Annotated in this window: 20 protein-coding genes; 16 read left to right on the top strand and 4 right to left on the bottom strand. The window is 38.3% G+C overall.

Features of this window, described 5'->3' with window-relative positions:
• Positions 1-201: 201 nt before the first annotated feature.
• Positions 202-588, bottom strand: a complete 387-nt coding sequence (gene apaG, locus J4N24_RS24290) for a Co2+/Mg2+ efflux facilitator ApaG/CorD (RefSeq protein ID WP_207536336.1) — start codon at positions 586-588, stop codon at positions 202-204.
• Positions 589-626: 38 nt separating this feature from the next.
• Positions 627-1,619 carry a tRNA dihydrouridine synthase DusB gene (gene dusB, locus J4N24_RS24295; protein WP_207536337.1) on the bottom strand — a complete coding sequence of 331 codons (993 nt, stop codon included), beginning with the start codon at positions 1,617-1,619 and terminating at the stop codon, positions 627-629.
• 126 nt (positions 1,620-1,745) lie between these two features.
• Between dusB and J4N24_RS24300 the strand changes: the two genes are divergently transcribed.
• Genes J4N24_RS24300 through J4N24_RS24315 form a run of 4 tightly spaced genes read left to right on the top strand, consistent with a single transcriptional unit; the run spans position 1,746 to position 4,802 of the window.
• Positions 1,746-2,681: a CPBP family intramembrane glutamic endopeptidase gene (locus J4N24_RS24300; RefSeq protein ID WP_207536338.1), complete on the top strand. Its 936-nt coding sequence runs from the start codon at positions 1,746-1,748 to the stop codon at positions 2,679-2,681.
• A gap of 57 nt (positions 2,682-2,738) precedes the next feature.
• Positions 2,739-2,942 carry a putative signal transducing protein gene (locus tag J4N24_RS24305; RefSeq protein WP_207536339.1) on the top strand — a complete coding sequence of 68 codons (204 nt, stop codon included), beginning with the start codon at positions 2,739-2,741 and terminating at the stop codon, positions 2,940-2,942.
• Positions 2,939-3,745 (top strand): phosphatidate cytidylyltransferase, encoded by an 807-nt coding sequence (locus J4N24_RS24310; protein ID WP_207536340.1) that lies wholly within the window; start codon positions 2,939-2,941, stop codon positions 3,743-3,745. The genes J4N24_RS24305 and J4N24_RS24310 overlap by 4 nt, the downstream gene beginning before the upstream one ends.
• Positions 3,746-3,752: 7 nt before the next feature.
• The gene (locus J4N24_RS24315) at positions 3,753-4,802 is read left to right on the top strand and encodes an energy transducer TonB (protein WP_207536341.1); all 1,050 of its coding nucleotides are present in this window, start codon (positions 3,753-3,755) and stop codon (positions 4,800-4,802) included.
• A gap of 41 nt (positions 4,803-4,843) precedes the next feature.
• Here the strand turns inward: J4N24_RS24315 and mfd are convergent, their stop codons facing one another.
• Positions 4,844-8,197, bottom strand: a complete 3,354-nt coding sequence (mfd, locus tag J4N24_RS24320; protein ID WP_207536342.1) for a transcription-repair coupling factor — start codon at positions 8,195-8,197, stop codon at positions 4,844-4,846.
• 203 nt (positions 8,198-8,400) lie between these two features.
• Between mfd and J4N24_RS24325 the strand changes: the two genes are divergently transcribed.
• From J4N24_RS24325 to J4N24_RS24340, 4 genes are all read left to right on the top strand, one after another.
• Positions 8,401-8,814, top strand: coding sequence for a DUF4199 domain-containing protein (locus tag J4N24_RS24325; RefSeq protein ID WP_207536343.1), 414 nt, complete (start codon positions 8,401-8,403; stop codon positions 8,812-8,814).
• 102 nt (positions 8,815-8,916) lie between these two features.
• Entirely contained in the window at positions 8,917-9,417 is a 501-nt protein-coding gene (locus tag J4N24_RS24330) for a hypothetical protein (protein ID WP_207536344.1), read from the top strand.
• A complete protein-coding gene (locus tag J4N24_RS24335) occupies positions 9,417-10,514 on the top strand; it encodes a Nif3-like dinuclear metal center hexameric protein (RefSeq protein WP_207536345.1) in 1,098 nt (365 codons plus the stop codon). Before J4N24_RS24330 ends, J4N24_RS24335 begins: the two co-directional genes overlap by 1 nt.
• The gene (locus J4N24_RS24340) at positions 10,514-11,263 is read left to right on the top strand and encodes a zinc ribbon domain-containing protein (protein WP_207536346.1); all 750 of its coding nucleotides are present in this window, start codon (positions 10,514-10,516) and stop codon (positions 11,261-11,263) included. Before J4N24_RS24335 ends, J4N24_RS24340 begins: the two co-directional genes overlap by 1 nt.
• 513 nt (positions 11,264-11,776) lie before the next feature.
• On the opposite strand, the gene J4N24_RS24345 is transcribed toward J4N24_RS24340, so the two are convergent.
• Positions 11,777-11,986 carry a hypothetical protein gene (locus J4N24_RS24345; RefSeq protein WP_207536347.1) on the bottom strand — a complete coding sequence of 70 codons (210 nt, stop codon included), beginning with the start codon at positions 11,984-11,986 and terminating at the stop codon, positions 11,777-11,779.
• A 456-nt stretch (positions 11,987-12,442) separates the two neighbouring features.
• On the opposite strand from J4N24_RS24345, the gene J4N24_RS24350 reads away from it, so the two are divergent.
• From J4N24_RS24350 to trpC, 8 genes are all read left to right on the top strand, one after another.
• Positions 12,443-18,157 carry a HAMP domain-containing protein gene (locus tag J4N24_RS24350; RefSeq protein WP_207536348.1) on the top strand — a complete coding sequence of 1,905 codons (5,715 nt, stop codon included), beginning with the start codon at positions 12,443-12,445 and terminating at the stop codon, positions 18,155-18,157.
• Positions 18,158-18,337: 180 nt separating this feature from the next.
• Positions 18,338-19,573 (top strand): hybrid sensor histidine kinase/response regulator, encoded by a 1,236-nt coding sequence (locus J4N24_RS24355; protein WP_207536349.1) that lies wholly within the window; start codon positions 18,338-18,340, stop codon positions 19,571-19,573.
• Positions 19,574-19,608: 35 nt separating this feature from the next.
• The gene (locus J4N24_RS24360) at positions 19,609-21,072 is read left to right on the top strand and encodes a sensor histidine kinase (protein WP_207536350.1); all 1,464 of its coding nucleotides are present in this window, start codon (positions 19,609-19,611) and stop codon (positions 21,070-21,072) included.
• 5 nt (positions 21,073-21,077) lie between these two features.
• On the top strand, positions 21,078-21,506 hold the full coding sequence (locus J4N24_RS24365) for a response regulator (protein ID WP_207536351.1): 429 nt from the start codon (positions 21,078-21,080) through the stop codon (positions 21,504-21,506).
• A gap of 170 nt (positions 21,507-21,676) precedes the next feature.
• A complete protein-coding gene (locus J4N24_RS24370) occupies positions 21,677-22,126 on the top strand; it encodes a cytochrome B (RefSeq protein WP_207536352.1) in 450 nt (149 codons plus the stop codon).
• A gap of 331 nt (positions 22,127-22,457) precedes the next feature.
• Entirely contained in the window at positions 22,458-23,888 is a 1,431-nt protein-coding gene (locus J4N24_RS24375) for an anthranilate synthase component I family protein (protein ID WP_207536353.1), read from the top strand.
• 67 nt (positions 23,889-23,955) lie between these two features.
• Positions 23,956-24,528: an anthranilate synthase component II gene (locus J4N24_RS24380; RefSeq protein WP_207536354.1), complete on the top strand. Its 573-nt coding sequence runs from the start codon at positions 23,956-23,958 to the stop codon at positions 24,526-24,528.
• Between the two features lie 127 nt (positions 24,529-24,655).
• Positions 24,656-25,468: an indole-3-glycerol phosphate synthase TrpC gene (gene trpC / locus J4N24_RS24385; RefSeq protein ID WP_207536355.1), complete on the top strand. Its 813-nt coding sequence runs from the start codon at positions 24,656-24,658 to the stop codon at positions 25,466-25,468.
• The last annotated feature ends 19 nt before the right edge of the window (positions 25,469-25,487 follow it).

Below are 25,487 nucleotides of genomic sequence, written 5' to 3' on the forward strand. Positions count from 1 at the left end.
AATTCCTCAACAACCATCCGCTTAAATACTTCGCTGTACTTTTTCGACGAGCTTTCTCTTTTTTGTTTAATTACCTGATAACTCATATGTTGACTTTGTATTAGTCAACTTTTTTCAGGACGAGACATATTAAAAGAAAAGCCCGCTAATTAGCGGGCTTTTTTATATCTCAAAGTATCAATAGAAAAGTTCCTTACTCCCCTAGTTTAATTTGTATGGAGCTACCATAAAGAACTCTGGAATTTTAACTTCAAATGGTTCGTCATCGACAAGACGTTTCATTTCATAGGTGCCTTTCATACTTCCCATGTCCGTTTTCAGATTACAACCCGAAACGTATTCATGAAACGTACCAGGATCTATTACCGGCTGCTGCCCTACCACTCCCTCTCCTTCTACCTCCCTGTGAGCACCATTTGAATCAAATATATACCAATGTCTTCGCATTAGCTGTACACTATAATCGGTAAGATTTTCAATGCTAATTTTGTAGGCAAACATGTAATGATCGTTTGCCGGGTTTGAATATTCGGGCTGATAGATCGTTTCTACTGATACCTTTACGCCTTCAGTAATGTGTGTTACCATAACGTTTTCTTAATTTGATATTTATGGTTATTCAAAAATCAAGCCATCTCTGTTTCGAACTTGTTTTTTATTTCCTCAAGTATTTCTTCAATAAGTTCTAATGTATCTGCAGAAACTAATCGCATTCTATATTCTTTAAAGTTTGGAATGCCTTTGAAATAATTAGAGTAATGCCTCCTCATTTCAAATATCCCTGTTTTTTGTCCCTTCCAGGTAATTGATTTCTCCAGGTGAGTTCTGCAAACTTCTACTCTCTCAGCTAAGGATGGACCCTGAAGAATTTCTCCGGTTTTGAAAAAATGTTTAATTTCTCTGAATATCCATGGGTACCCTATGGAGGCGCGACCAATCATAATCCCGTCTATTTCATACTCCAGGCGCCAGTTTGCAGCTTTCTCCACAGAATCAACATCCCCATTACCGAAAATGGGAATTCCGATACGAGGATTTCGTTTTATTTCTCTTATTAAAGTCCAGTCTGCTTGTCCTTTATACATTTGAGATCGGGTACGTCCATGGATTGTAAGTGCTTTAATCCCTACATCCTGCAGCCTCTCTGCTACCTCATACACATTTTTTGTATTATCGTCCCAGCCAAGTCGGGTTTTTACAGTAACAGGAAGATGAGTAGACTCAACTACAGCTTTTGTCATCTTCACCATTTTATCAATATCTTGTAGTAAACTTGCACCCGCACCTCTGCAAGCAACATTTTTTACGGGACAGCCATAATTAATATCAATCAGATCAGGATCAGCTTTAGTAGCTATCTCCGTCGCAATCCTCATAGTTTCTATGTTACTTCCAAATATTTGAATTCCAATAGGCCGCTCGTATTCAAAGATGTCAAGCTTTTGTATACTTTTTGCTGCATCTCTGATCAATCCTTCAGAAGAGATGAATTCGGTATACATCATATCCACTCCGTTCTGCTTACACACAAACCTAAAAGGTGGATCACTTACATCTTCCATTGGAGCCAACAATAATGGGAATTCACCTAAATCTATATTTCCAATTTTTACGGACATGGGCTATTTTTAAACTACTATCTTTGCCTGATTTTATAATTGAGTTTGATATTGATTCTTGCCAGAATCAATACTTAATCCTCGTATTAAATTTGTCTAATTCGCAAAATTACAAATAATTACCTGATGATAGCTGAAAGCACTTCAAGTACTCGTCATCCTTTTGTTTCTTTATTAGGCCTGTTTCTATGGGTAGCTTTAGGAATGATAATATTTACTGTGCTGGGTATAATAGCTTGCGGAGTAATTTTTGGATTTGGCGATATTCTTAATATTAATAAAGGAGTTGGAAGCAATATAAATGCCCTTAAACTAGTTCAACTATTCTCATCTATAGGCACCTTCATTGTACCAGCTTTTGTATTTGCAAAGCAGGAAAGCAAGGATTCTTTCGAGTATCTGAATTTAAATAAGAGAACCGATCTTTTAATTCTCATCTCAGCGGTTGTTATTTTCTTCTCATTTACTCCATTTATAGAATGGACAATAGTTCAAAATTCTAAAATGAAATTACCAGGGTTCTTGAGTGATCTAGAGATCTGGATGAGGCAGAAGGAAGATGAGATGGCAGTTTTGACCCGGCAATTCCTGATAATGAAATCGCCTTCTGATTTGTTAATTAATCTTTTAATAATTGCTATCATCCCTGGTATCGGTGAAGAACTACTATTCAGAGGGTGTCTTCAAAAGATCTTATCAAAGTGGACAAAAAATTATCATCTTGGCATCTGGCTGGCTGCAGTAATCTTTAGCGCTATTCATGTTCAATTTTACGGGTTCATTCCTAGAATGTTATTAGGCGCCTTGTTTGGTTACCTTTTTCATTGGGGTAAAAATTTGGTAATTCCCATGATTGCACATTCTATTAATAACGGTACTGCCGTAATCGGGGCCTTCATTTTGCAAAAAAACGGGGAGTCTTTAGATAAAATAGATGAGCAAAATAGTTATCCCCTATACGTCGCTATCTTAAGTTTTATTGTAGGGGTAGGATTACTAGCTCTTTTTAAAAGTCAGCTTGAAAAAAAATCGATTGGCAATCAAACCGGCACCGATGTTTAAAAAGGTTTGAAAAATCCTTTTATTGAAAAATCTGGCTTTGACAGAAATATATATTAGATGAGGAATGATTGGATAAAGATTTATACTTCGAATGATTTTTATAAATCAGAATTAGTAAGACAAATATTGGTTGAACATGAAATCGAAGCAGTGTTATTAGACAAACAAGGCTTTCCATATAAAATTGGAGAGGTGGAGATTTACGTTCATCCGAACAATTTCCAGGAGGCTTTAGAAATAATTATTAAAAACGAACTATGAAGACAAGGGCTATAACAGGATTCTTCTTTGTATTAGTGATGCTGGCATCTGTATTAACCGGAGAAAAAACTTTTGTCCTTTTTTTTCTGGTATTGAGCTTATTATGTGTTAATGAGTTCTATGGTCTGGTGCAATCTGATGATGTAAAACCTCAGAGGTTTTTGGGAATAATTTTAGCAGCTGCTACATTTATTCCTGTTCTTGTTTACTTACTTACACGTGAGGGATTAGGGTATATCCTCATAAGTGCTCCGATTGCTATTATAACCTGTATAGCAGAACTTTATAAAAAATCAGAAAGGCCATTTCATAACCTTGCCTATACTTATTTTGGAGTAACTTATCTAATAATGCCTTTTGCTTTTTTTTCAGCATTAGCATTTTTAGATGGAACTTATAACTTTCATCTTCCACTAGGTTTCATGCTATTGCTATGGGCTAGCGATACAGGTGCTTATCTATTTGGAGTTAAACTTGGCAAGAGTAAATTATTTGAAAGGCATTCGCCTAAGAAGTCCTGGGAAGGTTTTTTTGGTGGGCTTTTCACCAGTTTATTAGTTGCGTTTATTTTAAGTACTCAGTATATTGAAATACCTACAATTCACTGGGCTATAATGTCACTACTAATTGTGGTTGGCGGAACTTTTGGCGACCTGGTTGAATCAATGCTTAAACGCAGTGTTGGAAAGAAAGATTCAGGTTCTATTCTTCCCGGTCATGGTGGTTTACTAGACCGTTTCGACGGATTATTATTTGCAGCACCTCTTGTTTTTGTATATTTATATTTTACCCTTTCTTTTTGATTAAATAATGACCAATACTCCGGAAAAAACTGAAGAGCAAATAGAAGAGCAATCATTGATTCAAAAAGACCGGTCCCTACTATATATGGGCGTTATTTTAGGTGTCATTATTTTGATAATGGGTTATCTGACTTTTTTTGTCGACGAGCCGTTAAAGCTATTCAGGGGAAAGGAAGAAGCTAATAAAACGGAAGATGTAAAAGAAGACGGAGATTCAAGTATCCTTGACGAGAGTTCTTCAATGAGTGACGAGGAAGTAAGGTCCTCACTTGTTAAATTCATCGAAGCATATTATTATGATGAGAAACGAGGTTATTTTGATCCTCCAAGCTACTTCGCCAGTATAACTGAAACTTTTTATAACTACCATAACTTAACCTACAGCAGGCTCAAAGATCTGTATTGGCAGCGTCGCAAGGATATGGAGAACTTGAAAAGGATATGGATCGTATCCTCTTTAAAGTTCGAACGCCAGGGAGATAGGATAGTAACCACCCACTGGGTTAAGGAAAACTATTTCAGGCCGTCAACCCGTGATCTTTACTCTGCCCACGTTCAATATGAATTTGTGATTGATGCGGATGGTAAGATTGTTTCTTTAAGAGATGTTGATGTTAAGAACGAAGAAGTTCATCCTATCCAACCTGATAGTATGGATTTGGCTCCCGTGGGCGCTGTAAGTCCTCAACAGGGAGCTATTACAGAACCTCCCGCTGCTGTGAATAATGAGAATAAAGTATTTAATACCAATGAGGTAGACGTTCAACCTGAATTCAATGGGGGGCAGAAAGAGTTGATAAAATATGTATCGTCCAACATCAAATATCCCGTTACTGCTCGTCAGGCCAATATACAGGGTAAAGTAATTGTAGCTTTCGTAGTGGAAAAGGATGGTTCTCTAAGTGATATAAAAGTTACTAAGGGAATTGGCGGTGGATGTGATGAAGAAGCTGTAAGACTAGTTCGTAACTCCCCGAAATGGAAGCCCGGAGTGCTAAAAGGAAGTACGGTTAGAACTAACGCCAACCTGCCTATAACATTTCAAACAGGTCAATAATCTAAATAATAAATGGGTTAAGATATACTTAACCCATTTATTTATACCATTACTCCTCCTGAAAGTTCTTCAAGTATAGAAATAGCTTCATCCAGACTTCTGATATCTTCGAAAGCTATTCGTAAAGTTGATTTTACTTCTTTTAAATTACATCTTCTTGGATGTTCTTTTACAAACTGAAGCACTCTTCCAAAAGCTTCACTCTCAAAGTATGAAGACTGTTGGTCAGAAACGAAATATCCTTTCAAAGAGTTCTTTTTGAAGGTAACTTTCTCAAATCCGATTGCCTTAGAAAGCCATTGAAGTTTTAAGGTATTTAAAAGTTCACGTACCTGTTTTGGAAGAGGTCCAAATCTGTCTTGTAATTGCTGGGCAAATTTATCCAGTTGCTCTTCATCTTCAAGCTTTGAAATATCGGTATAAAGGTTATAACGTTCCGTAATATTAGTAACATAACTATCCGGGATCAAAACTTCCAAATCAGTGTCGATTTGAGTAAAAGACACAATTGGGCGAGGCTTTTCGTCTTTAAACAAATCCTTGAACTCATCATCTTTTAGTTCCTGTATTGCCTCGTCCAGAATTTTATGATACATTTCAAACCCTATTTCTGCTATAAATCCGCTTTGTTCTGCACCTAATAAATTTCCACTTCCGCGTATATCCAGGTCCCGCATCGCAACGTTAAAACCACTTCCCAGGTCAGAGAACTCCTCAATCGCACTTAAACGTTTTCTGGCTTCAGGAGTAAGGGTTGATATTGGAGGACTCAGAAGATAGCAAAACGCTTTTTTATTTGATCTTCCTACCCTTCCCCGCATTTGGTGCAAATCACTCAAACCAAACATGTGTGCATGATTTATCAGGATAGTATTTGCATTTGGAATGTCAAGTCCTGCCTCAATAATTGTAGTTGCAACCAGCACATCATATTCCGCATTGATAAACTTAAGCATTACATCTTCTAATTCATCTCCCTCTAATTGCCCATGGGCGATTCCAACCCGAGCCTTTGGAACAAGCTTCTTAATTAATCCTCCTAGTTGAGCAAGATCCTGAACGCGGTTATGAATGAAAAATATTTGTCCATTTCTAGCAAGTTCAAACTCAACAGACTCTTTAATAAGCTTCTCATTAAATACATGCAGTTCCGTTACCACGGGCTGACGATTAGGGGGAGGAGTTGAGATGATAGACAAATCTCTTGCTCCCATTAATGAAAAATGTAATGTTCTTGGAATAGGTGTTGCTGTCAAAGTTAAGGTATCGACATTAGCACGGAACTGTTTAAGTTTCTCCTTCACACTAACTCCAAACTTTTGCTCTTCATCAATAATAAGCAGACCCAGATCTTTAAATTTAACATCTTTGCTTACAATTCTATGAGTACCTATGATAATATCAATTTTTCCGTCAGCTAATTTCTGAAGCGTTTCCTTAATCTGTTTGCTTGTTTTAAAACGATTAACATAATCGATATTGCAAGGGAAATCTTTTAAACGAGAATTGAATGTTTTGAAGTGTTGTAGGGCAAGGATTGTAGTTGGAACCAGGATAGCAACTTGCTTACTATCAGCAACTGCCTTAAATGCTGCACGAACTGCGATTTCTGTTTTCCCAAAACCCACGTCTCCGCAAACAAGACGGTCCATGGGGTGAGGCGATTCCATATCTTTTTTCACATCCGCTGTAGCCTTTTCCTGATCTGGTGTGTCTTCGTAAATAAATGAAGCCTCTAGCTCGGCCTGCAAATAGGTATCAGGATGAAAGGCATTACCAGTTTGGGCCTTTCGAACAGCATAAAGCTTGATCAGATCCCTTGCTATGTCTTTAACTTTTTTTTTAGTTGTTTTTTTAAGCTTTTCCCATGTATCAGTTCCAAGTTTATTCATTCGGGGAATAGTCCCTTCCTTTCCTGAATATTTAGAGATCCTGTTCAATGAATTAATATTCACGTAAAGCAGGTCGTTATCCGCATATATCAAGCGAATCATCTCCTGGGTTTTACCGTTGACCTCTACTTTTTCGAGTCCTGCATACTTTCCGATACCATGATCTATATGGGTGATGTAATCACCTGGCTTTAATTCCCTCAATTCCTTTAGGGTAATAGACTGAGAGCGTGAATAACCTTTCTTGAGCTTATATTTATAGTAACGATCAAATATCTGATGATCAGTATAACAGGCTATCTTTTGCTCATAATCAAGAAAACCTTCACGAAGGGATAAGTGAATCGGAGTAAACTTTACAGTCTTGTCAATATCATCAAAAATAGTGTACAAGCGTTCTGCCTGTTTCACTGAATCAGTGAATATGAAGTTGCTTATTTTTTCAGATTCGTTTTGTTTAATATTGTGTATCAGTAGGTTAAAATCTTTGTTGAAAGAGGGTTGAGGCTTAATTTCAAATTGTATAATTTCTGTAGCCTGATAGAAAAACTGTTTGCCAAATTCTACTATGGCAAAATCTCTTAATTGATCTGCCAGTAACTTCTCGTCCGTGAAATTGAACTTTGGATCGATCCATTCTGGGTTCTGCTGCTTGTCTGAGGCAGAGAGAGCTTTCCAGAGCTCGTTTGCTTTCTTGTAGCCGTCTTGCAGAATATCAAGGGTAAATTGAACATCTTTAAACCAGATGGAAGTGTCCTTATCAATGTATTCCAGCAAGGAGATATTATGTTCAGTTAAAAATTTAGATTGAACGTTAGGCACTATTGTAATACTTCTAACAGTTTCAATACTTAATTGCTCTTCTACATTGAATGTCCTGATACTTTCAATATGATCGCCAAAAAATTCAATTCTGTAAGGGTGATCATGAGAGAAAGAAAAAATATCCACAATTCCTCCCCGTATTGAAAATTGTCCGGGTTCGTAAACAAAGTCAACTCTTTCGAAGTCGTATTCAATTAAAAATTCATTTATAAAATCAATATTTAACTTATTTCCGGTCGAAATCTCCAGCGTGTTTTTTTCAAGAGAATCTCTGTTAATTACCCTTTCTGCAATGGCTTCAGGGTAAGTAACGATAAGCTTTCCAAATTCTGTAGCATGGATCAACTCATTAAGCACCTCTGCTCTTTGTAACACATTACCCGGATCAGGCTGAGTGAAATCAAAAGGTTTCCTATATGAAGAAGGGAAAAGAAGTATTTCTTTATCCATCAGATTTTCCAGGTCGCTAAGAAAATAGGCTGCCTCTTCCCTGTCGGGAAGTACAAATACCATGTGACTATGCTGAAGGAAGTAGAAGGTAGAAGCTACTACTGCATCACTTGATCCAACTAAACCTTTTACATGTACCCGGGGGCCTTTGCTTGCGTTAAGAGCAGAAGCAAGGCTTTCGACCTTTCGGTCATTTTTATATAGATCTAAAATATCCCTTACGTTCACAATACAAAATTCTGAAACAAATATACAAGCTGTGGTTAAGCTATTATGAAAATACTCTCCAGCTGCTTTTGTTTTACATCATTTAACTTCATTAAATTAAATCAAATGTAAATTGTTATATCTGTACGGAAGATAAAAGGAACAAATTCCTTAACTCATCTGTTAGAAATTTATCGACCAATGATGATTTAAAATTTGTTGTTATGAAAAACGCATTTAAATATGGTTCTATTATTGGGGTAATCAGTGGTGTTTGGATCTTTATTCTGCATCTGGCGGGTGTGTATGAAAACTCTTACCCAAGTGCCGATAAGGCTAGCTGGTTAGAATACTTGTCGATTATCATTCCTGTTACAGGTTTATATTTAGGGATTAAGAATTTCAGGAACCGCATAAACGGAGGACGGATGGAGTTCTTCGAAGGAATCTTCGAAGGCTTTAAAATAATGGTTTTTGGGGGGTTGATAGCTTGCTTTTTTGCAGCGGTTTATATTTCATATGTAGCACAGGATTTACAAATGGATTATATGGGAAGAGTTGGAGCAGCTGGTGTTATAGGCATTTTATCTACTCTTGTTATTTCTTTGCTTTTAATGAATAAGCAACATAATTTGTAGGTTAGCGATATTTGTTGATGAATTCTGTTGCTTATTTCTCTTTTTATTAATCTTATAATCCGCTTGTTCAGGTGGTTTAACTAATTATTACATTTGCGGATTATGGAATATATTAATAATCCTCAGGCTTTAACTCCTTTTTTAATTGCCACCCTTATCAAGTTGGTAATTATGGTTCTTTTCTGTCGTACTCAGGTAAGAACACTTGAATTAATTGAGCCTGAAAACCGGACCGTTCAACCTTGGTTAGTTTGGTCGCTTATCATACTGGAAAGTATACTTAGCTTTTTTGTGGTAATAGGTATGTCTAGATCGATAGCTAATGAATTAAAGAGCCGTAACTTTGAAGAAGAAGCTAATCCAGCACTAACTCCCGGACTTTTATATGCTGCACTGGGACTTATTTCTTTCATCATTCTCGGGTTAGAAATTAATGGTATGAAGGTTCCATCTTCTTACGCGCCTGTGGTGGCCGTTATAGGATTCAGTCAGATCTTTTTTATGGTTCAATACTGGTCTAAAGTTACCTGGTATAAAAAAATATTGGAGAATGATGACCAGGAAAACTATGGTGTTGAGGATAAGAACAGAGACGAAGAATAATGAAGTTACTTGAACTTACCTCCTACCTTGAAAGCCTCGCTCCTCTTGGTTATCAGGAAGAATATGATAATTCAGGGCTAATTGTTGGAGACCCGGAAACAGATATAACAGCAGCTTTAATATCTTTAGATTGTACAGAGGCTGTAGTAGATGATGCAATTAATAAGGGATGTAATCTTATCATCTCGCACCATCCTATCGTCTTTAAAGGTTTAAAGAAGTTTAATAATAGAACGTACATAGAAAGGGTAGTTATCAAGGCAATTCGTAATAATATTGCTATTTACGCTATTCATACAAATCTGGACCATATTTCTGGTGGTGTTAATGCTAAGATATGTTCTAAACTAGGTTTATCGAAAACAACGATCCTATCACCTAAAAAAGGAATATTAAAGAAGCTGGTAACATTCTGTCCTCTAAAAGAGGCTGATAGAGTACGTGAGGCCCTGTTCCAGGCAGGTGCAGGAAACATAGGAAACTATTCAGAATGCAGCTTCAATTCAGAAGGTTTTGGAACGTTTAAAGCTGGAGAAAATACAAATGCTTTTGTGGGCGATAAAGGGATCCAACATCATGAGCCTGAGGTCAAACTTGAAACCATTTTTCCCGAGGTATTTGAAAAACCAGTCCTCTCCGCACTATTCCGTGCTCATCCCTATGAAGAGGTTGCCTATGATATATATCCTTTGGCTAATTCGTACCAGGATATTGGTGCGGGAATGATAGGAGTGTTAGAAGAAGATATGGATGAACTGGCATTTCTAAAGCATGTTAAAGAAAATCTTAAAACGAAAGTTATCAGACATACAGCCCTACTTGGTAGAAGAGTAAAAAAGGTAGCTGTATGCGGAGGATCAGGCAGTTTTTTACTTAACAAAGCTATTTCTGAAGGAGCTGACGTGTTTATAACGGCGGATTACAAATATCACGAGTTCTTCGATGCAGAAAGTAAAATTGTAATTGCAGATGTGGGACATTTTGAAAGTGAGCAGTTTACACAGGAATTATTGTTTGAAATTATTCAGAAAAAATTTTCTAACTTTGCACTCCATTTAACAGAAGTAAATACAAACCCCATAAATTATCTAATTTAATGGAACAAACTGTCGAGCAAAAATTGAAAGCTCTGTTCGAGCTTCAAAACATCCATACAAAAATTGACAAGATAAGACAAGTTCGCGGAGAACTTCCAATGGAAGTATCTGATTTGGAAGACGAAGTTGCAGGTCTTGAAACCCGTATAAATAAAATAAAAGCAGAGCTTGACGATCTTGAAGATTCGATCGTAACACGTAAAAACATGATTCGTGATGCGCAGGCTGCCGTTAAAAAATACGAAACACAACTTAACGATGTAAAAAACAATCGTGAATACGATGCCATCTCTAAAGAAATTGAAATTCAGGGCCTGGAAATTCAGGTCTGTGAGAAGAAGATCAAGGAGCATGGTTTCGAGATAACTAACAAAACTCAGGTATACGACAAAGCATTAGCAGATCTTGAAGAAAGAAAGAAAGATCTTGATGCTAAAAAAGCAGAGTTGAATAACATCACGTCTGAAACTCAAAAAGAAGAAGACGATTTAAGTTCGAAGGCCAAAGAAGCTGAAAGTGATATTGAAGAGCGTTTGCTTGTTGCTTATAACCGTCTTCGCAATAATGCGAAGAATGGATTAGCTGTTGTAACAATTCAGCGTGATTCTTGCTCCGGATGTTTCAATCAAATTCCACCGCAGCGTCAGTTGGATATCCGTCAGCACAAAAAAGTAATTGTGTGTGAACATTGCGGCCGTATTTTAGTGGACGAGGCAATTGCCGGAGTTAAAGAAGAAGAAGCATTATAATTAAATCCAAATAAACGAAAACAAGCGGTTACTCATCAGTGCCGCTTTTTTTATGTCCTAGAATTTAGTTATTGTTATTACACGATCACTTGAGTACTCCGAAAACTTTCTTCCTGCGTCACTGCTAGCGTGGATCTTACTGACTCTGACCAACTAAGCCAGATGTATTCAGGGCCAATGACTACTAATAATGAATTCATAAAAAAAGGTCTTCAAACGGGGAGAATGAAGACCTTTAACTAACCAATTATAAACCGCTATAAAGATAAAAACAAGAGCTTTTAAAAAAGCCCTTTTAACAATCTTTAACATTCCGAAGTCTTTTAAAGCAAAAAGCCCTCACCGGTCGGCAAGGGCTTTAAGATCATATTTGGTTAGTTGAGCGGCTCAAAAATAACAACAATTATGATGTTCGCAAATTTTTATTAAAAAAGAGTATCAGTTTTAATAAAAAATAAATAAAACATTGGAGTGTCTATTTTTTTGTTAATAGACAATCGATTTCCATATTAATTATTCAAAATGCTTTTCTATTTCTTTACCTATTTCCTCCACTGGTATAGGATATTTTCCATATTGGTAACAGTCGCAAATCCACTCTCCTCCTGAATCTAATTTAATGTTATAACTACCATTACTATCAGTCACTTTAAAAGTTACCTTACCATTTCCCACTGGTTGTATGCGGTACTCTTTATTATCTAGTTTTACGTTGAATTCCATTTTTATAAACCTCCTTGAATAGTTTGCTTGAATTCTAACGGGTATAAATACTTGATGTTTTAAGTATTTTTACTATTTCATATTGTATTTCTACTCGAATTTTAGATGTCACTTATAATAATTACTTATTTAAAAACAATTTAAAGACGAAATGGTTACTGTTTTCTAGTCACGGAAGAGTGGCACTAATGGTGATTTTATGAAAGAAGGGGAAGTCTTAGAGAAGTTTTGTGTTCAACATTAAAAGCGACTACATGAGGAATTTTTACTCTTACCACTAAAATTAGCCCGCATGAGTTTAAGCGGGATGTTCTAAGCCTAAAGTATGATGTACAAGATAGACGCGTTGTCTGTCGTTTGTATTAAACAATTGATATAAGAATACATAAACACAGTTGTTCAACTAATTACACGTTGGATATCTGCTCAAAAACTACGACTCGTATTATTTATTATATGGAACAGGAAATCTTATTAGAAGGGGAACTAAACAGCATTCCTAAGAAAAATGGAGTTAAAGAAGACTCTCTTGACCTTAAAGAGCTTTTAAACGTTCTTTCTCAGGTTAAAAACGGGAAGCTTGATGTTCGTATGCCAGTAAAACAAGCAGGGATAAGTGGGAGGATATGTGAAGTCCTGAATGACATTATTGACATGAGTGAACAGTTTGTAACAGAGATCTGTACAGCTGAGAAGATTATTGGTAAGAAAGGCAATTTATCGAAACGGGTTGAAATGCCTGATGCACGCGGTCAGTGGGCTGTCGGTGTTAAGTCTTTAAATGGCTTAATAACTGACCTTACCTATCCTACCCTTGAAATAGCTGGCATGATTAATTCAGTGGCAAATGGTAACCTTTCAAGACAAATTCCTTTAGAAATAAATGGTCAGCCATTAAAGGGTGAGTTCCTCCGTATAGCAAAAGAATCTAATCAAATGCTCGAGCAGCTTCGACTTTTTACTATGGAGGTAACACGAGTTGCACGTCAGGTAGGAGCTGAAGGTAAGTTGGGGGAACAGGCAAAAATTAAAGGCGTTGCAGGTGTATGGGCGGAGTTGACAGACTCCGTGAATCTTATGGCTGGTAACCTTACTGCTCAAGTGCGTAATATTGCTGCTGTAACAACAGCAGTAGCGAAAGGTGACCTTACCCGTAAGATTACAGTAGAGGCAAAAGGAGAAATTCTTGAGCTTAAGAACACGATCAATACGATGGTGGATCAGCTGAACTCCTTTTCGTCGGAGGTAACACGTGTGGCGCTCGAGGTAGGTACGGAAGGTAAGTTGGGTGGACAAGCGAAAGTACCGGGAGTTGCGGGAACCTGGAAAGACTTAACAGACTCAGTAAACCGTATGGCTGGTAACCTTACATCTCAGGTTCGTAACATTGCAGGTGTAACTACAGCGGTTGCTAATGGTGACTTATCCAAGAAGATCACCGTGGACGTAAAAGGGGAAATGTTGGAGCTGAAGAAAACCATTAATACCATGGTGGATCAGCTGAACTCCTTCGCATCAGAAGTAACGCGTGTGGCACTTGAGGTAGGTACAGAGGGAAAACTGGGAGGTCAGGCGAAAGTAAAAGGTGTCGGCGGGGTTTGGAAGGATCTGACAGACTCCGTAAACCAGATGGGATCTAACCTTACCGACCAGGTACGTAATATTGCGGATGTAACCACGGCGGTAGCGAAAGGAGATCTTTCCCGTAAAATCACAGTAGATGCAAAAGGTGAGCTCTTAGAGCTAAAAAATACGATCAACACGATGGTGGATCAGCTGAACTCCTTCTCTTCCGAGGTAACTCGTGTGGCGAGAGAGGTAGGTACAGAAGGAAAGTTGGGTGGACAAGCAAACGTACCGGGTGTCGGAGGAACCTGGAAAGACTTAACAGACTCCGTAAACCAGATGGCTGGTAACCTGACAGGTCAGGTGCGGAATATTGCCGAGGTAACAACAGCGGTAGCAAAGGGTGACCTTTCCAAGAAGATTACGGTAGACGTAAAAGGGGAAATGCTCGAGCTGAAAGTGACCATTAATACGATGGTGGATCAGTTGAACTCCTTTGGTTCTGAGGTAACTCGTGTGGCACGTGAGGTAGGTTCTGAAGGTAAACTGGGTGGTCAGGCAAACGTACCGGGTGTAGGTGGTACCTGGAAAGACTTAACAGACTCCGTAAATAAAATGGCCGATAACTTAACGTCGCAGGTACGTAACATTGCCGAGGTAACTACAGCGGTGGCAAAAGGTGACCTTTCCCGCAAAATTACAGTAAATGCAAAAGGAGAGCTCCTTGAGCTTAAAAATACAATCAATACAATGGTGGATCAGCTCCGTGGTTTCGCATCCGAGGTAACTCGTGTGGCCCGTGAGGTAGGTTCAGAAGGCCAGCTGGGAGGTCAGGCCAACGTACCGGGGGTAGATGGAACGTGGAAAGACTTAACGGACTCCGTAAATAAAATGGCGGGTAACCTTACTGCACAGCTTCGTAACATTGCGGATGTATCCATCGCGGTAGCGAATGGCGACTTGTCCAAAAAAATTACAGTTGACGTACGAGGCGAGATCCTTCAGCTTAAAGAAACTATCAATACGATGGTGGATCAGCTCCGTGGTTTCGCATCCGAGGTAACACGTGTGGCCCGGGAGGTGGGTACCGACGGTAACTTGGGAGGTCAGGCATTCGTGCCTGGGGTAGCAGGTACCTGGAAAGACTTAACGGACTCTGTAAACCAGATGTCGTCCAACTTAACATCCCAGGTACGTAACATTGCTGAGGTAACAAAAGCGGTAGCATCCGGAGACTTAAGTAAAACGGTAATCATTGATGCGAAAGGTGAGGTATTGGAGCTAAAGAATACTATCAATACGATGGTGGATCAGCTGAACTCCTTTGCATCTGAGGTAACACGTGTAGCTCGTGAGGTAGGTACGGAAGGTAAACTGGGTGGTCAGGCACACGTAAAAGGGGTTGCCGGTACGTGGAAAGACTTAACGGACTCGGTGAACCAAATGGCTTCCAACTTAACGGTACAGATTCGTGGTATTGCGAAGGTGGCAACATCGGTAGCGAAAGGTAACCTGAAACAACGTCTATCCATCAACGCGATGGGTGAGGTAGCACAGCTGACCGACGCTATCAATGAGATGATTGATACACTAGCCGTATTTGCCGATCAGGTAACAACGGTGGCCCGTGAGGTGGGTGTGGAAGGTCGATTAGGTGGTCAGGCGAGTGTACCGGGAGCATCAGGAACCTGGAAAGACTTAACAGAAAACGTAAACCAGCTGGCACAAAACTTAACTGTTCAGGTGCGTTCAATCTCTGAGGTAGCATCTGCAGTAACAAAGGGTGACTTAACCCGGACAATCCGTGTAGAAGCAAAAGGAGAGCTGGAAGCATTAAAAGATACCATTAACCAGATGATTGCCAATCTTAAAGGAACAACCTTGAGGAACCATGAGCAAGACTGGCTGAAATCCAACTTAGCGAAGTTCACGCAGATGCTTCAAGGGCAGCGTGACCGGAACGCAGTAGCAAATAAAGTACTATCTGAACTTGCTGAACTGGTAAATGCCCGCTACGGAGCATTCTACATTTTAGAACAGCCGGAAGCTTCAGATGCCATGCTCAAAATGTTTGCTGCTTATGCGCATGATAATAAACGTACACTAAGCGAATCATTCTCTATTAATGAAGGGCTCGTTGGTCAATGTGCTTTAGATAAAGAAAGGATCTTATTAACGAATGTGCCGGGAGACTATCTGCAGATCAATTCAGGCATTGGAAGTGCAACACCTTCTGCCCTGGTTATCCTTCCGGTATTGTTCGAAAACAATATCAAAGCAGTAATTGAACTAGCGTCATTCGAAACATTTAGTCCAACCCACTTAGACTTCCTCGACCAGTTAACTGAGTCTATTGGTATCGTACTGAATAACATTGAGACGAATACACGTACAGAGGAACTCCTTGCCCAATCTCAGTCCCTTGCAAATGAGCTGAAAGCACAGCAGGAAGAGTTGAGACGTGCTAACGACGAACTTCACGATAAAGCACAACTTCTTGAGAAACAAAAGGAAGAGGTGGAGCAGATCAACAAAGAGGTCGAAGAAGCAAGAAGATCATTAGAAGAAAAAGCCGAGCAGCTCACGCTAACCTCCAAATATAAATCCGAATTCCTTGCAAACATGTCGCACGAGTTGAGAACGCCGCTCAACAGCTTACTCATCCTTGCGCAGCAATTGTTTGAAAACCACGAAGGGAACTTAACCGAAAAACAGATCAGGTACGCTAAGACTATCCACTCTTGTGGATACGACCTGATCCAGCTGATCAATGATATCCTTGACCTTTCTAAGATCGAGTCAGGGGTTATCTCGGCTGACATTATGCCTGTAAGCTTCCGTGAAATTGCTTCGTTTGTAGAAACTACCTTCAAACCAATTTCAGAAACTAAGAATCTTAACTTCGATATTCACATTGAAGAAGATCTTCCGGAAATTATGGAGACGGATATTCAACGTCTTAATCAGATCCTGAAAAACCTATTATCCAATGCCTTTAAATTCACTGAAAAAGGAAGTGTTAAATTAAGTATACAGAGACCAAGTGCATCTTTACGAAATCCGTTAACTGGAGTAGATCATGTGATTGCCTTCTCTATTGAGGATACAGGTATTGGTATATCTAAGAAAACGCAGGGAATTATCTTCGAAGCATTCCAGCAGGCAGAAGGTTCTACCAGCCGTAAGTACGGAGGTACTGGTCTTGGTCTTTCTATCTCGAAAGGTTTTGCGGAGCTCCTTGGAGGTACTATTACTGTGGAAAGCGAGCTTGGAAAAGGCAGTGCATTTACGCTCTTCCTGCCATTAAAGTATAAAGAAGGAACAAAACAGATAGGTGATTATGCAGCAGCAGCAGCTAGTACCTATCCTGCAGTGAACAAAACGACTCCAGAAGTAACAGAGTCGATTGTTGATGATGATAAACATAATATTCATCCTGGCGATAAAGTAATCCTAGTAATTGAGGATGACATTCGCTTCACTAAGATCATGCTTGACAAAGCTCACGATTTCGGTTTGAAGGCTGTCGTAGCTGTTAATTATATTGAGATCTTTGATGCAATCCAGAACTATAATCCAATTGCGATAACGCTCGATGTCAATTTGCCGGAGTCTAATGGATGGAAAATTCTTAAACTGCTTAAGAACGACTATAATTTGCGGCATATTCCTGTTCATTTAATTTCTGGAGAAGATAACAGAGCTCTTGCTTTAAAATATGGGGCAAAAAGTTTCCACCTGAAACCTTTATCCAATAAATCCTTAGATGAACTTCTTTCAGGTATCCTCAACTTTAGTGAGCGTAAAACGAAGAAAGTATTGCTTATCGAAGATGATAAAGAAGAGCTTCAGCGCATCTCTCAATTGTTGGAAAGCGAAAATACACAGGTTGCGACAGTAGAAAGTATGAAAGCTGGCTTGGAACAATTAAAGGAAGATCAGTTTGATTGTATTGTTTTAGATTACAATAAGCCTGATGCGGATCAGATCGCAAACCATCTCAACATTAACCGACAGTTCCAAACTTCAATCATTCTTTATTCCGAGAAAGAAGTATCTTCTGACCAATTGATTCACTTAAAGCGCGTAGCACATAAAATGATTGTGAAGTCACAAGGAACAGAAAAACAATTATTGAATGAAGTTTCCCGAATGCTTCACCTGGACATAAAAGGCCTACCTGAAGATAAGGTTAAGCTTTTGAATGAGGTTAAAGGCGATAAGGATATACTTGATAATAAAAAAGTTCTTGTAGTAGATGATGATGTGCGTAACCTGTTTGCACTAACAGCTGCATTTGAGCGTTCTCAACTGCAGGTGATAACTGCTGAAAGTGGTCGTGAAGCTCTTGAGATACTAAATGACAATAAAGATATTGACATAGTATTAATGGATATTATGATGCCTGAAATGGATGGTTATGAAACAATTCAATGGATTCGTAAGGAGCCAAAGAATAAGCAATTGCCTATTATTGCCGTAACTGCCAAAGCAATGATTGGCGACAGGCAGAAATGTATTGCGTCCGGAGCCTCTGATTACATTACTAAGCCTGTTAAGACAGATCAGTTGTTATCTTTGATGAAGGTTTGGTTATATCAATAGATCGATAAGCAACCTTATAGAATCTAAATTTTCTGAAGGGTTGTTTATTCTCCATTGATAAAAAATGAAACTTGTTTAAACCTGTAGGATAGTATTTTGTCATACAGGTCACCGATAAATATTACCTATGAGGATTAACCTCATAGGTTTTTTAACAATAATAGCAAACACGCACGCGAATTGGCTTCAGATACAATTAAGATTTTATTGGTAGATGACCGTGAAGACAACCTAATGTCTATGGAAATCGTGCTTGAGAAGGAAGGATACGCCTTTTCAAAAGCAACCTCTGGGATGGATGCGCTTAAAATCCTATTGAAGGAAGACGATTTTTCGTTGATCTTATTGGATGTAAAAATGCCAATTATGGACGGCTACGAAACCGCAGAATTGATCTATCAACGGGAAAAGCTTAAGCATATACCTATTATTTTTATCACTGGTCAGGATTACGAAGAGACTAATATTTTCAAGGGATATAAAGCAGGAGCGGTTGACTATATTCGAAAGCCTTTTAATCCCCAGATGCTCCGTTCTAAGGTTGCTGTATTCGCTGAACTCAATCAGAAGAATCAGCTTCTCAAGAAAGCACAGGAAGAGCTAAGGGAATCCAATGAGAATCTAAAGAAATTGAACCTCGATCTAGAGGACCGGGTGAAAGAGAGGACGATTGAGTTGGAAAACCTTAATAAGGAATTAAAAGATCTCAATCTGGCAAAAGACAAGATACTTTCAGTGATCTCTCATGATTTGAGGAACCCTTTTACAGCTTTATTAGCCTCATCTGAGAAGCTTTCAAGAGATATAGAAAAATTAGGTCCATCAGAGGTAAAGAACTTTTCTCAGGTAATTCATCGTACTTCAAAGAAAATACTTAATCAGTTGAATGAGCTGGTTGAATGGGCTAAAACTCAACGGGAGAAAACAAATTTCAATCCTTCCAGGCTCCAATTAGTTAAGGGAGCAAAAGAATCGATAGATGTCCTGCGAAATAATGCCGTACAGAAATCCATCCGACTCGAGAACGCCATTAAAGAAAATATTTTTGTAAATGCAGATGCCTTAATGCTTCGATCCATCTTGCAAAACCTTATAACTAATGCTATTAAATTTACACCTGAGGGTGGTTTAGTACAGGTTAGTGCAAAAGCAAATGAAAGAATGGTGGAAATATGCGTTAAAGATAGTGGAGTGGGAATGAATGATGAGATGAGAACAAGACTTTTTCAACAAGTAGCTCCCTCAATTAGCGGTACCAATAATGAGCAGGGAACAGGTTTAGGATTATTATTGGTTAAGGACTTTGTCACCCAACATGGAGGGACGATCAGTGTTGATAGTGAACTGGGCAAAGGCACTTGTTTTACGTTTACAATGCCTGTATTTAATGAGGACGCAAATATGGCTACAGCCTAAGTTAATTCTAATCAACCTTATTAATAATCCTATTTTTGAGATTATCAACACTTATATTTTTAGGGTTCTCGGTAGTGATCGTTCTTTCACTGGTAGATTCTTATGTTAATAATTTACTATCTGATAAGGTTAATCAAAACATTGTATTTCTTACGCGTTCAGAAGCTGTAATCAGGAATTCAAGTCGCTTGCATAAGAGTATAATCGAAATGCAGAGCGGATTTAGAGGATACTTACTTACAGATGAGCAAGAATTCTTACAACCCTATTTCTCCGGTTTAAAAGTTATTCCTAGACTTTTTAACGAACAACGTGCACTTATAAAGGAATCTGATGTTCAGTCAAGAAAACTAGATTCTATAGCTAGATTGCATCAGGAATGGATAAATTATGCTAACTCACTCATTGAGGCAAAAAAGGAATCTCTGGAAGAAAGCAGGGTTTCCAATCGCTACCAGTACCTTTTCGAAAACAAGCTTCGAAAGCAGGTAGGAAAAAAGATTAACGATAATATCGCCAGTATCTTTCGACGCTTTGATCGACTTGAATATCAAGTAAGGGAAAACCGTCGTGATCAGCTTTTGCTTTCCATTGATCGAACTAAAACCTTTTCGTTCATATTTTCGATGCTCACTGTTGCTGTTGGAGTTATGAGTGGAATTTATATTGTGCTGCTAATATCCCGTCGTATTAAACAGATGGTTAATTTAGCTGAAAGTATTTCTAAAGGACAGTTTATTCTGGTTAAGGACAATAAAAATGACGAATTAACTAGCCTTTCAAATTCCCTGAATATCATGTCAACAGAGCTTAGTAAGAACATTAGCGAGCTTGAGAAGAGAAATAGAGAGCTTAACCAATTTGCTTATGTTGTTTCGCACGATTTAAAGGCCCCTATAAGAGGTATTTATAATGTAGTACAATGGATCGAGGAGGATCTTGGAGAAGAAATATCCTCCGAAATGAGGAAGTATCTTAATATAATTCCTCAGCGCATTAATAGAATGGAAGATCTTATTCACGGTCTTCTGGACTATGCAAGAATTAGCAGGGATAAGCCTGTGAAGGAGGTTGTTGATGTTAATATAATGTTGCAAGGTATAGCCGAAATGCTAGTGCCCGAAAGCTTTCGACTAAACATTGACAAGATGCCAGTATTGTTTACAGAGAAGATCAGATTAGAACAGGTATTTAGTAATCTTATTAGCAACGCTGTTAAATACAGTAAAGGAGAAAATCCTGCCATTGAGATACAGTCTGAAGAGAAGTTGAATGCGTTTCAGTTTAAAGTTATAGACAATGGTATAGGAATCGATCCGCAATATCACTCGAAGATCTTTGAAATATTTCAAACATTACGGGAGAAACATGATAAAGAAAGTACTGGAATTGGTTTGGCTATCGTTAAGCGTATTATAGAAGAAAAACAAAGTACAATAAAAGTAGAATCGGAACCAGGTAAAGGAACAGCCTTTATTTTCACCTGGCCTAAAGACTAATATTTATGGAAGTAAGGAATATATTACTGGTTGAAGATGATGAGCTGGACGTGATCAGTGTGAAGCGCTCTTTAAGGAAGTTGGAACATTCCTATAATTTAGATACAGCATACAATGGAATAGAAGCTCTTGAAATTTTACAGCAGTGTAAGCTGCGTGAAAAACCCCTTCCTGATATTATTTTGCTTGATTTAAATATGCCAAAAATGAATGGTATTGAATTTTTGAAGGCGCTAAGACAGGATGAGAAGTTAAGGGACTTGAAAGTGTTTGTTATGACAACATCCGGAGATGAAGCAGACCGAAAAACCACCGAACAGTTAGGTGTATCAGGTTATCTTATAAAGCCTTTAAACTTTAATAATAATGACAAAAGAACCGATTCGTTGGAAGGCTTTTTCCAATTTCACTTGAGAAAGATTATTGCTCTGTAATATAATAATCACCTATTATGACCCGGTAATTTCTTCATCTTTTTAATTTGAATTTTGCTTTTCCAATCCGTTACTTTGATGCCAGAAAACAACTGGTGAAATAACCTGTAAGGGTTATTATAATCGCCGACTTGTTACTTAAAACATAAATTACACTTTAAAAAACAACTATGTATTCTGCTTTCTTAACTACACACTCTATCATCCGCTTCGCAGTAATTATAGCAAGCGTTCTTTCAATTCTGCTTGCGTTTGCGGGTTGGTTTGGGAATAAGGAGTATACTAAAGGGAACAAGGTATTGAATCTTCTTGCTTTGATTTCAGCACACCTTCAGCTTGTTGTTGGCTTAATATTATATTTTATAAGTCCTATAGTTAATTCAGCAGAGTTTGGAGCTGCAATGAAAAATAGTTCCCTGCGTTACTGGAAAGTTGAACACATGGCAATGATGATTATTGCGATCGTACTGATTACAGTAGGCTATTCAAAATCTAAAAGAGCTTTGGCCTCTGTAGATAAACATCGTACCATCGCTATTTTTTATACCATAGCTGTAATAGTAGTACTTGCAGCGTTGGCTATGAGTGGCAGAGGAATATTCGGAATGACTGTGGCTTAGTTTTCTTAGAGACCTTTAGTATCCTCAGATCGTCCTTTATTATAAAGACTTTGACAAAAAATTTGCTAATTAAAAAATCTTTACATTTTTTTGTATTCATGATGAACGCATTACATACTCAAAACTGGTGGTGGCAAAAAAGTATTTGCGCCGGATAAGGTATGTTTAATAGAGATATCAAGTAAAAGATCTTAATAAATATAACAACCCGACGCTAACAACGTCGGGTTTTTTATTTATCCCTATTAAACACTGTAACCAAAAGAATAAGATTTAGTAATAACAGTGACTTAAGTATAATCTTAACTCTTAAGTCTCAATGCAACCAAAAATGAAGTATATTTTAAATACTACCTATAAAAAACTTCTTGCAGACACCACCACCCCTGTAGCTATATATCTGCGTTTAAGAGATGTTTTTCCTAACAGCATATTACTCGAAAGTTCAGACTATCACAGCCGTGAAAATAGTATGAGTTACGTTTGCTGTGACCCTATCGGGGGAATACTTTTGGATAAGAATTCTTTAATAACCTACTTTCCAGATGGCAGGAAAAATGAAAAATCATCAGAGGGGATTAATCTTCAGGAAGAGGTTACCGCTTTTAGAAGTAGTTTTGAATCTAATTTAAAAGATAGCTTCAAATATATCTCAAGTGGCTTGTTCGGATATTTTGCTTATGAAACTATTGAATTCTTTGAAGATATAACGCTTACAACTGAACGAAAGGGAGAGCGTGATATACCTTTGTTACAATACCATCTGTACCGGTATGTTATTGCAATCGACCACTTTAAGAATGAGATGTACCTTTTCGAATCCAGGGCTTCAGAAGCAGAGCCTTCGGGGTTAGAAAGAATTCAATACTTAATTCAGAATAAGAATTTCCCAGAATATCCGTTTGAGACATCGGGTGACGAGACATCAAACTTCAGTGATGAGGGTTTCGTTGAAGTAGTTAATAAAATGAAGCAACATATCTTCAGAGGAGACGTTTTTCAGATAGTTCCTTCCAGAGCGTTTGCAAAACCATTCCAGGGAGATGAGTTTAATGTTTACCGAGCCTTAAGGTCTATAAATCCATCGCCTTACTTATTTTATTTTGATTACGGAAATTTTAAGCTTTTTGGATCTTCTCCTGAAGCACAGCTTACTATTAAAAACGGAGAGGCCTCCATCTATCCTATCGCCGGAACTTTTCGCCGTACGGGAAATGATGTATTAGATGCAGAGTTGGCAAAAAAACTAGAGAACGATCCCAAGGAGGTTGCCGAGCATGTAATGCTGGTAGATCTCGCTCGTAACGATCTCAGCAGACATTGTAATAATGTTAAAGTCAGGGCATTTAAAGAAGTACAATATTACTCGCATTTGATCCATCTGGTTTCAAAAGTTACTGGAAGCTTACAGGAAAAAGCTCATCCTTTTTATGTTGTGGGCGATACTTTCCCTGCAGGAACTCTTAGTGGAGCGCCAAAGTACATGGCTATGACTTTAATAGACCGATATGAAAACGGTCCAAGAGGATTTTACAGTGGAGCAATTGGTTATATGGGCTTTAATGGCGATTTTAATCATGCAATTATGATTCGTTCATTCATGAGCCGGAATAATGTCCTTCACTATCAGGCTGGGGCGGGTATTGTAGCAGATTCTGATCCTCAAAGTGAACTTAATGAGGTTAATACAAAAGTAGGTGCTTTGCGCAAGGCTTTAGAGCTAGCTGGTTCTATCGTAGCACAGGTGGAAAAGCCCGCCTAAAATTGGGTTAACTGGTTAAACAGGGAAAAGCCTTCCCTTATTAACCAAATAAATTAAAAATATTAAGATGAAGATATTAGTTGTTGATAATTACGACTCCTTTACGTTCAATCTTGTTCATTTACTGCATGAGTGTGGCCATGAACCGACCGTTTGGAGAAATGATAAATTTGAACTTAAGGAGGTAGAACAATTTGATAAAATTCTTCTATCACCAGGTCCCGGTATTCCTTCAGAAGCTGGATTATTGCAGGAGGTTATCAGAACCTACGCGCCAACTAAAAGTATCCTCGGCGTTTGTCTTGGGATGCAGGCAATGGGAGAGGTATTTGGAGGAAGCTTGTATAACCTATCCTACCCGGTTCATGGCAGAGCTACCGATATGCAGATTCTAGACGAAGAGGAACCTTTATTTAAAGGTCTCCCCGGATCTTTTAAGATCGGTCGTTATCATTCATGGGCTGTTAGTCGCGAAGGCCTGCCAGAAACTGTTAAAGTCACAGCAAAAGATGCTGAAGGGGTGATCATGGCTCTGCGGCATATTGAATATGATGTAAGAGGAGTTCAGTTTCATCCCGAATCGGTGTTAACAGAACATGGGAAAGAAATGATAGAGAACTGGTTAGTTCCTCATCCCTAAAGCGCAACTAAATAGCGCCTTGGCTTGTATAGGAGAAAGAAGGGCTGTTAGCAAGATCTTTCCTATAAATATTAATCAATAACAAAAAGGTAATCCGTATGCCCTTCTAAGGGACTAAGGACTCGGTATGAGAACAATTTACAAAGGACAAGGAAATACAATACTAGATAAGATAGTTATTCAGAAACACAAAGAAGTTGCTGAAGCCAAGGCATTAACACCAATTGTAAAGTTGGAAGAAGGTGAGCTTTTTCATCGAGAATGCTACTCAATGCGCCAGTTTATTTTAGACCCTGAAAGGACAGGCATTATATCCGAGTTTAAAAGAGCATCTCCCTCAAAAGGGATCATTAATGATAAGGTATTTGTTGAGGATGTTACGCAAGCTTATGCCGAGGCAGGAGCCTCTGCCCTATCTATACTTACCGATCCTCACTTTTTTAAAGGAAGTAATTTCGATGTCTTAAAAGCTCGCCCTGTCAATCAAATTCCGATCCTTCGTAAGGAATTTATTGTAGATGAATTTCAGATACTTGAAGCAAAAGCAATTGGTGCTGATATTATCCTTCTGATTGCGGCTATCTTAACTCCTGAAGAGGTAACCCGATTTGCAAGGCTTGCAAAGAGTGTGGGATTAAGCGTACTTATGGAAGTGCATAATCAGGAAGAACTAGATGCATGTCTTTGCGACGAACTAGATGCTGTAGGTGTTAATAACCGAAATCTTGCAGATTTTAGTGTTTCATTAGATCATTCGTACAATCTGGTTAATCAGATTCCTGATACTTTTCTAAAAATCTCTGAAAGTGGTATTAGTAATCCAAATACAATCAACGATTTAAGGAAAGCAGGCTTCAACGGTTTTTTGATTGGCGAGAACTTTATGAAGGAGCAAGATCCAGGAAAAGCGATAAAAGAATTTGTAGCGCAGCTCAGTTAATATTAATTTAAAATACATC

Origin of the sequence: Desertivirga arenae, from assembly GCF_017355785.1 — a bacterium.
GTDB classification, from domain to species: Bacteria; Bacteroidota; Bacteroidia; order Sphingobacteriales; family Sphingobacteriaceae; genus Desertivirga; species Desertivirga arenae.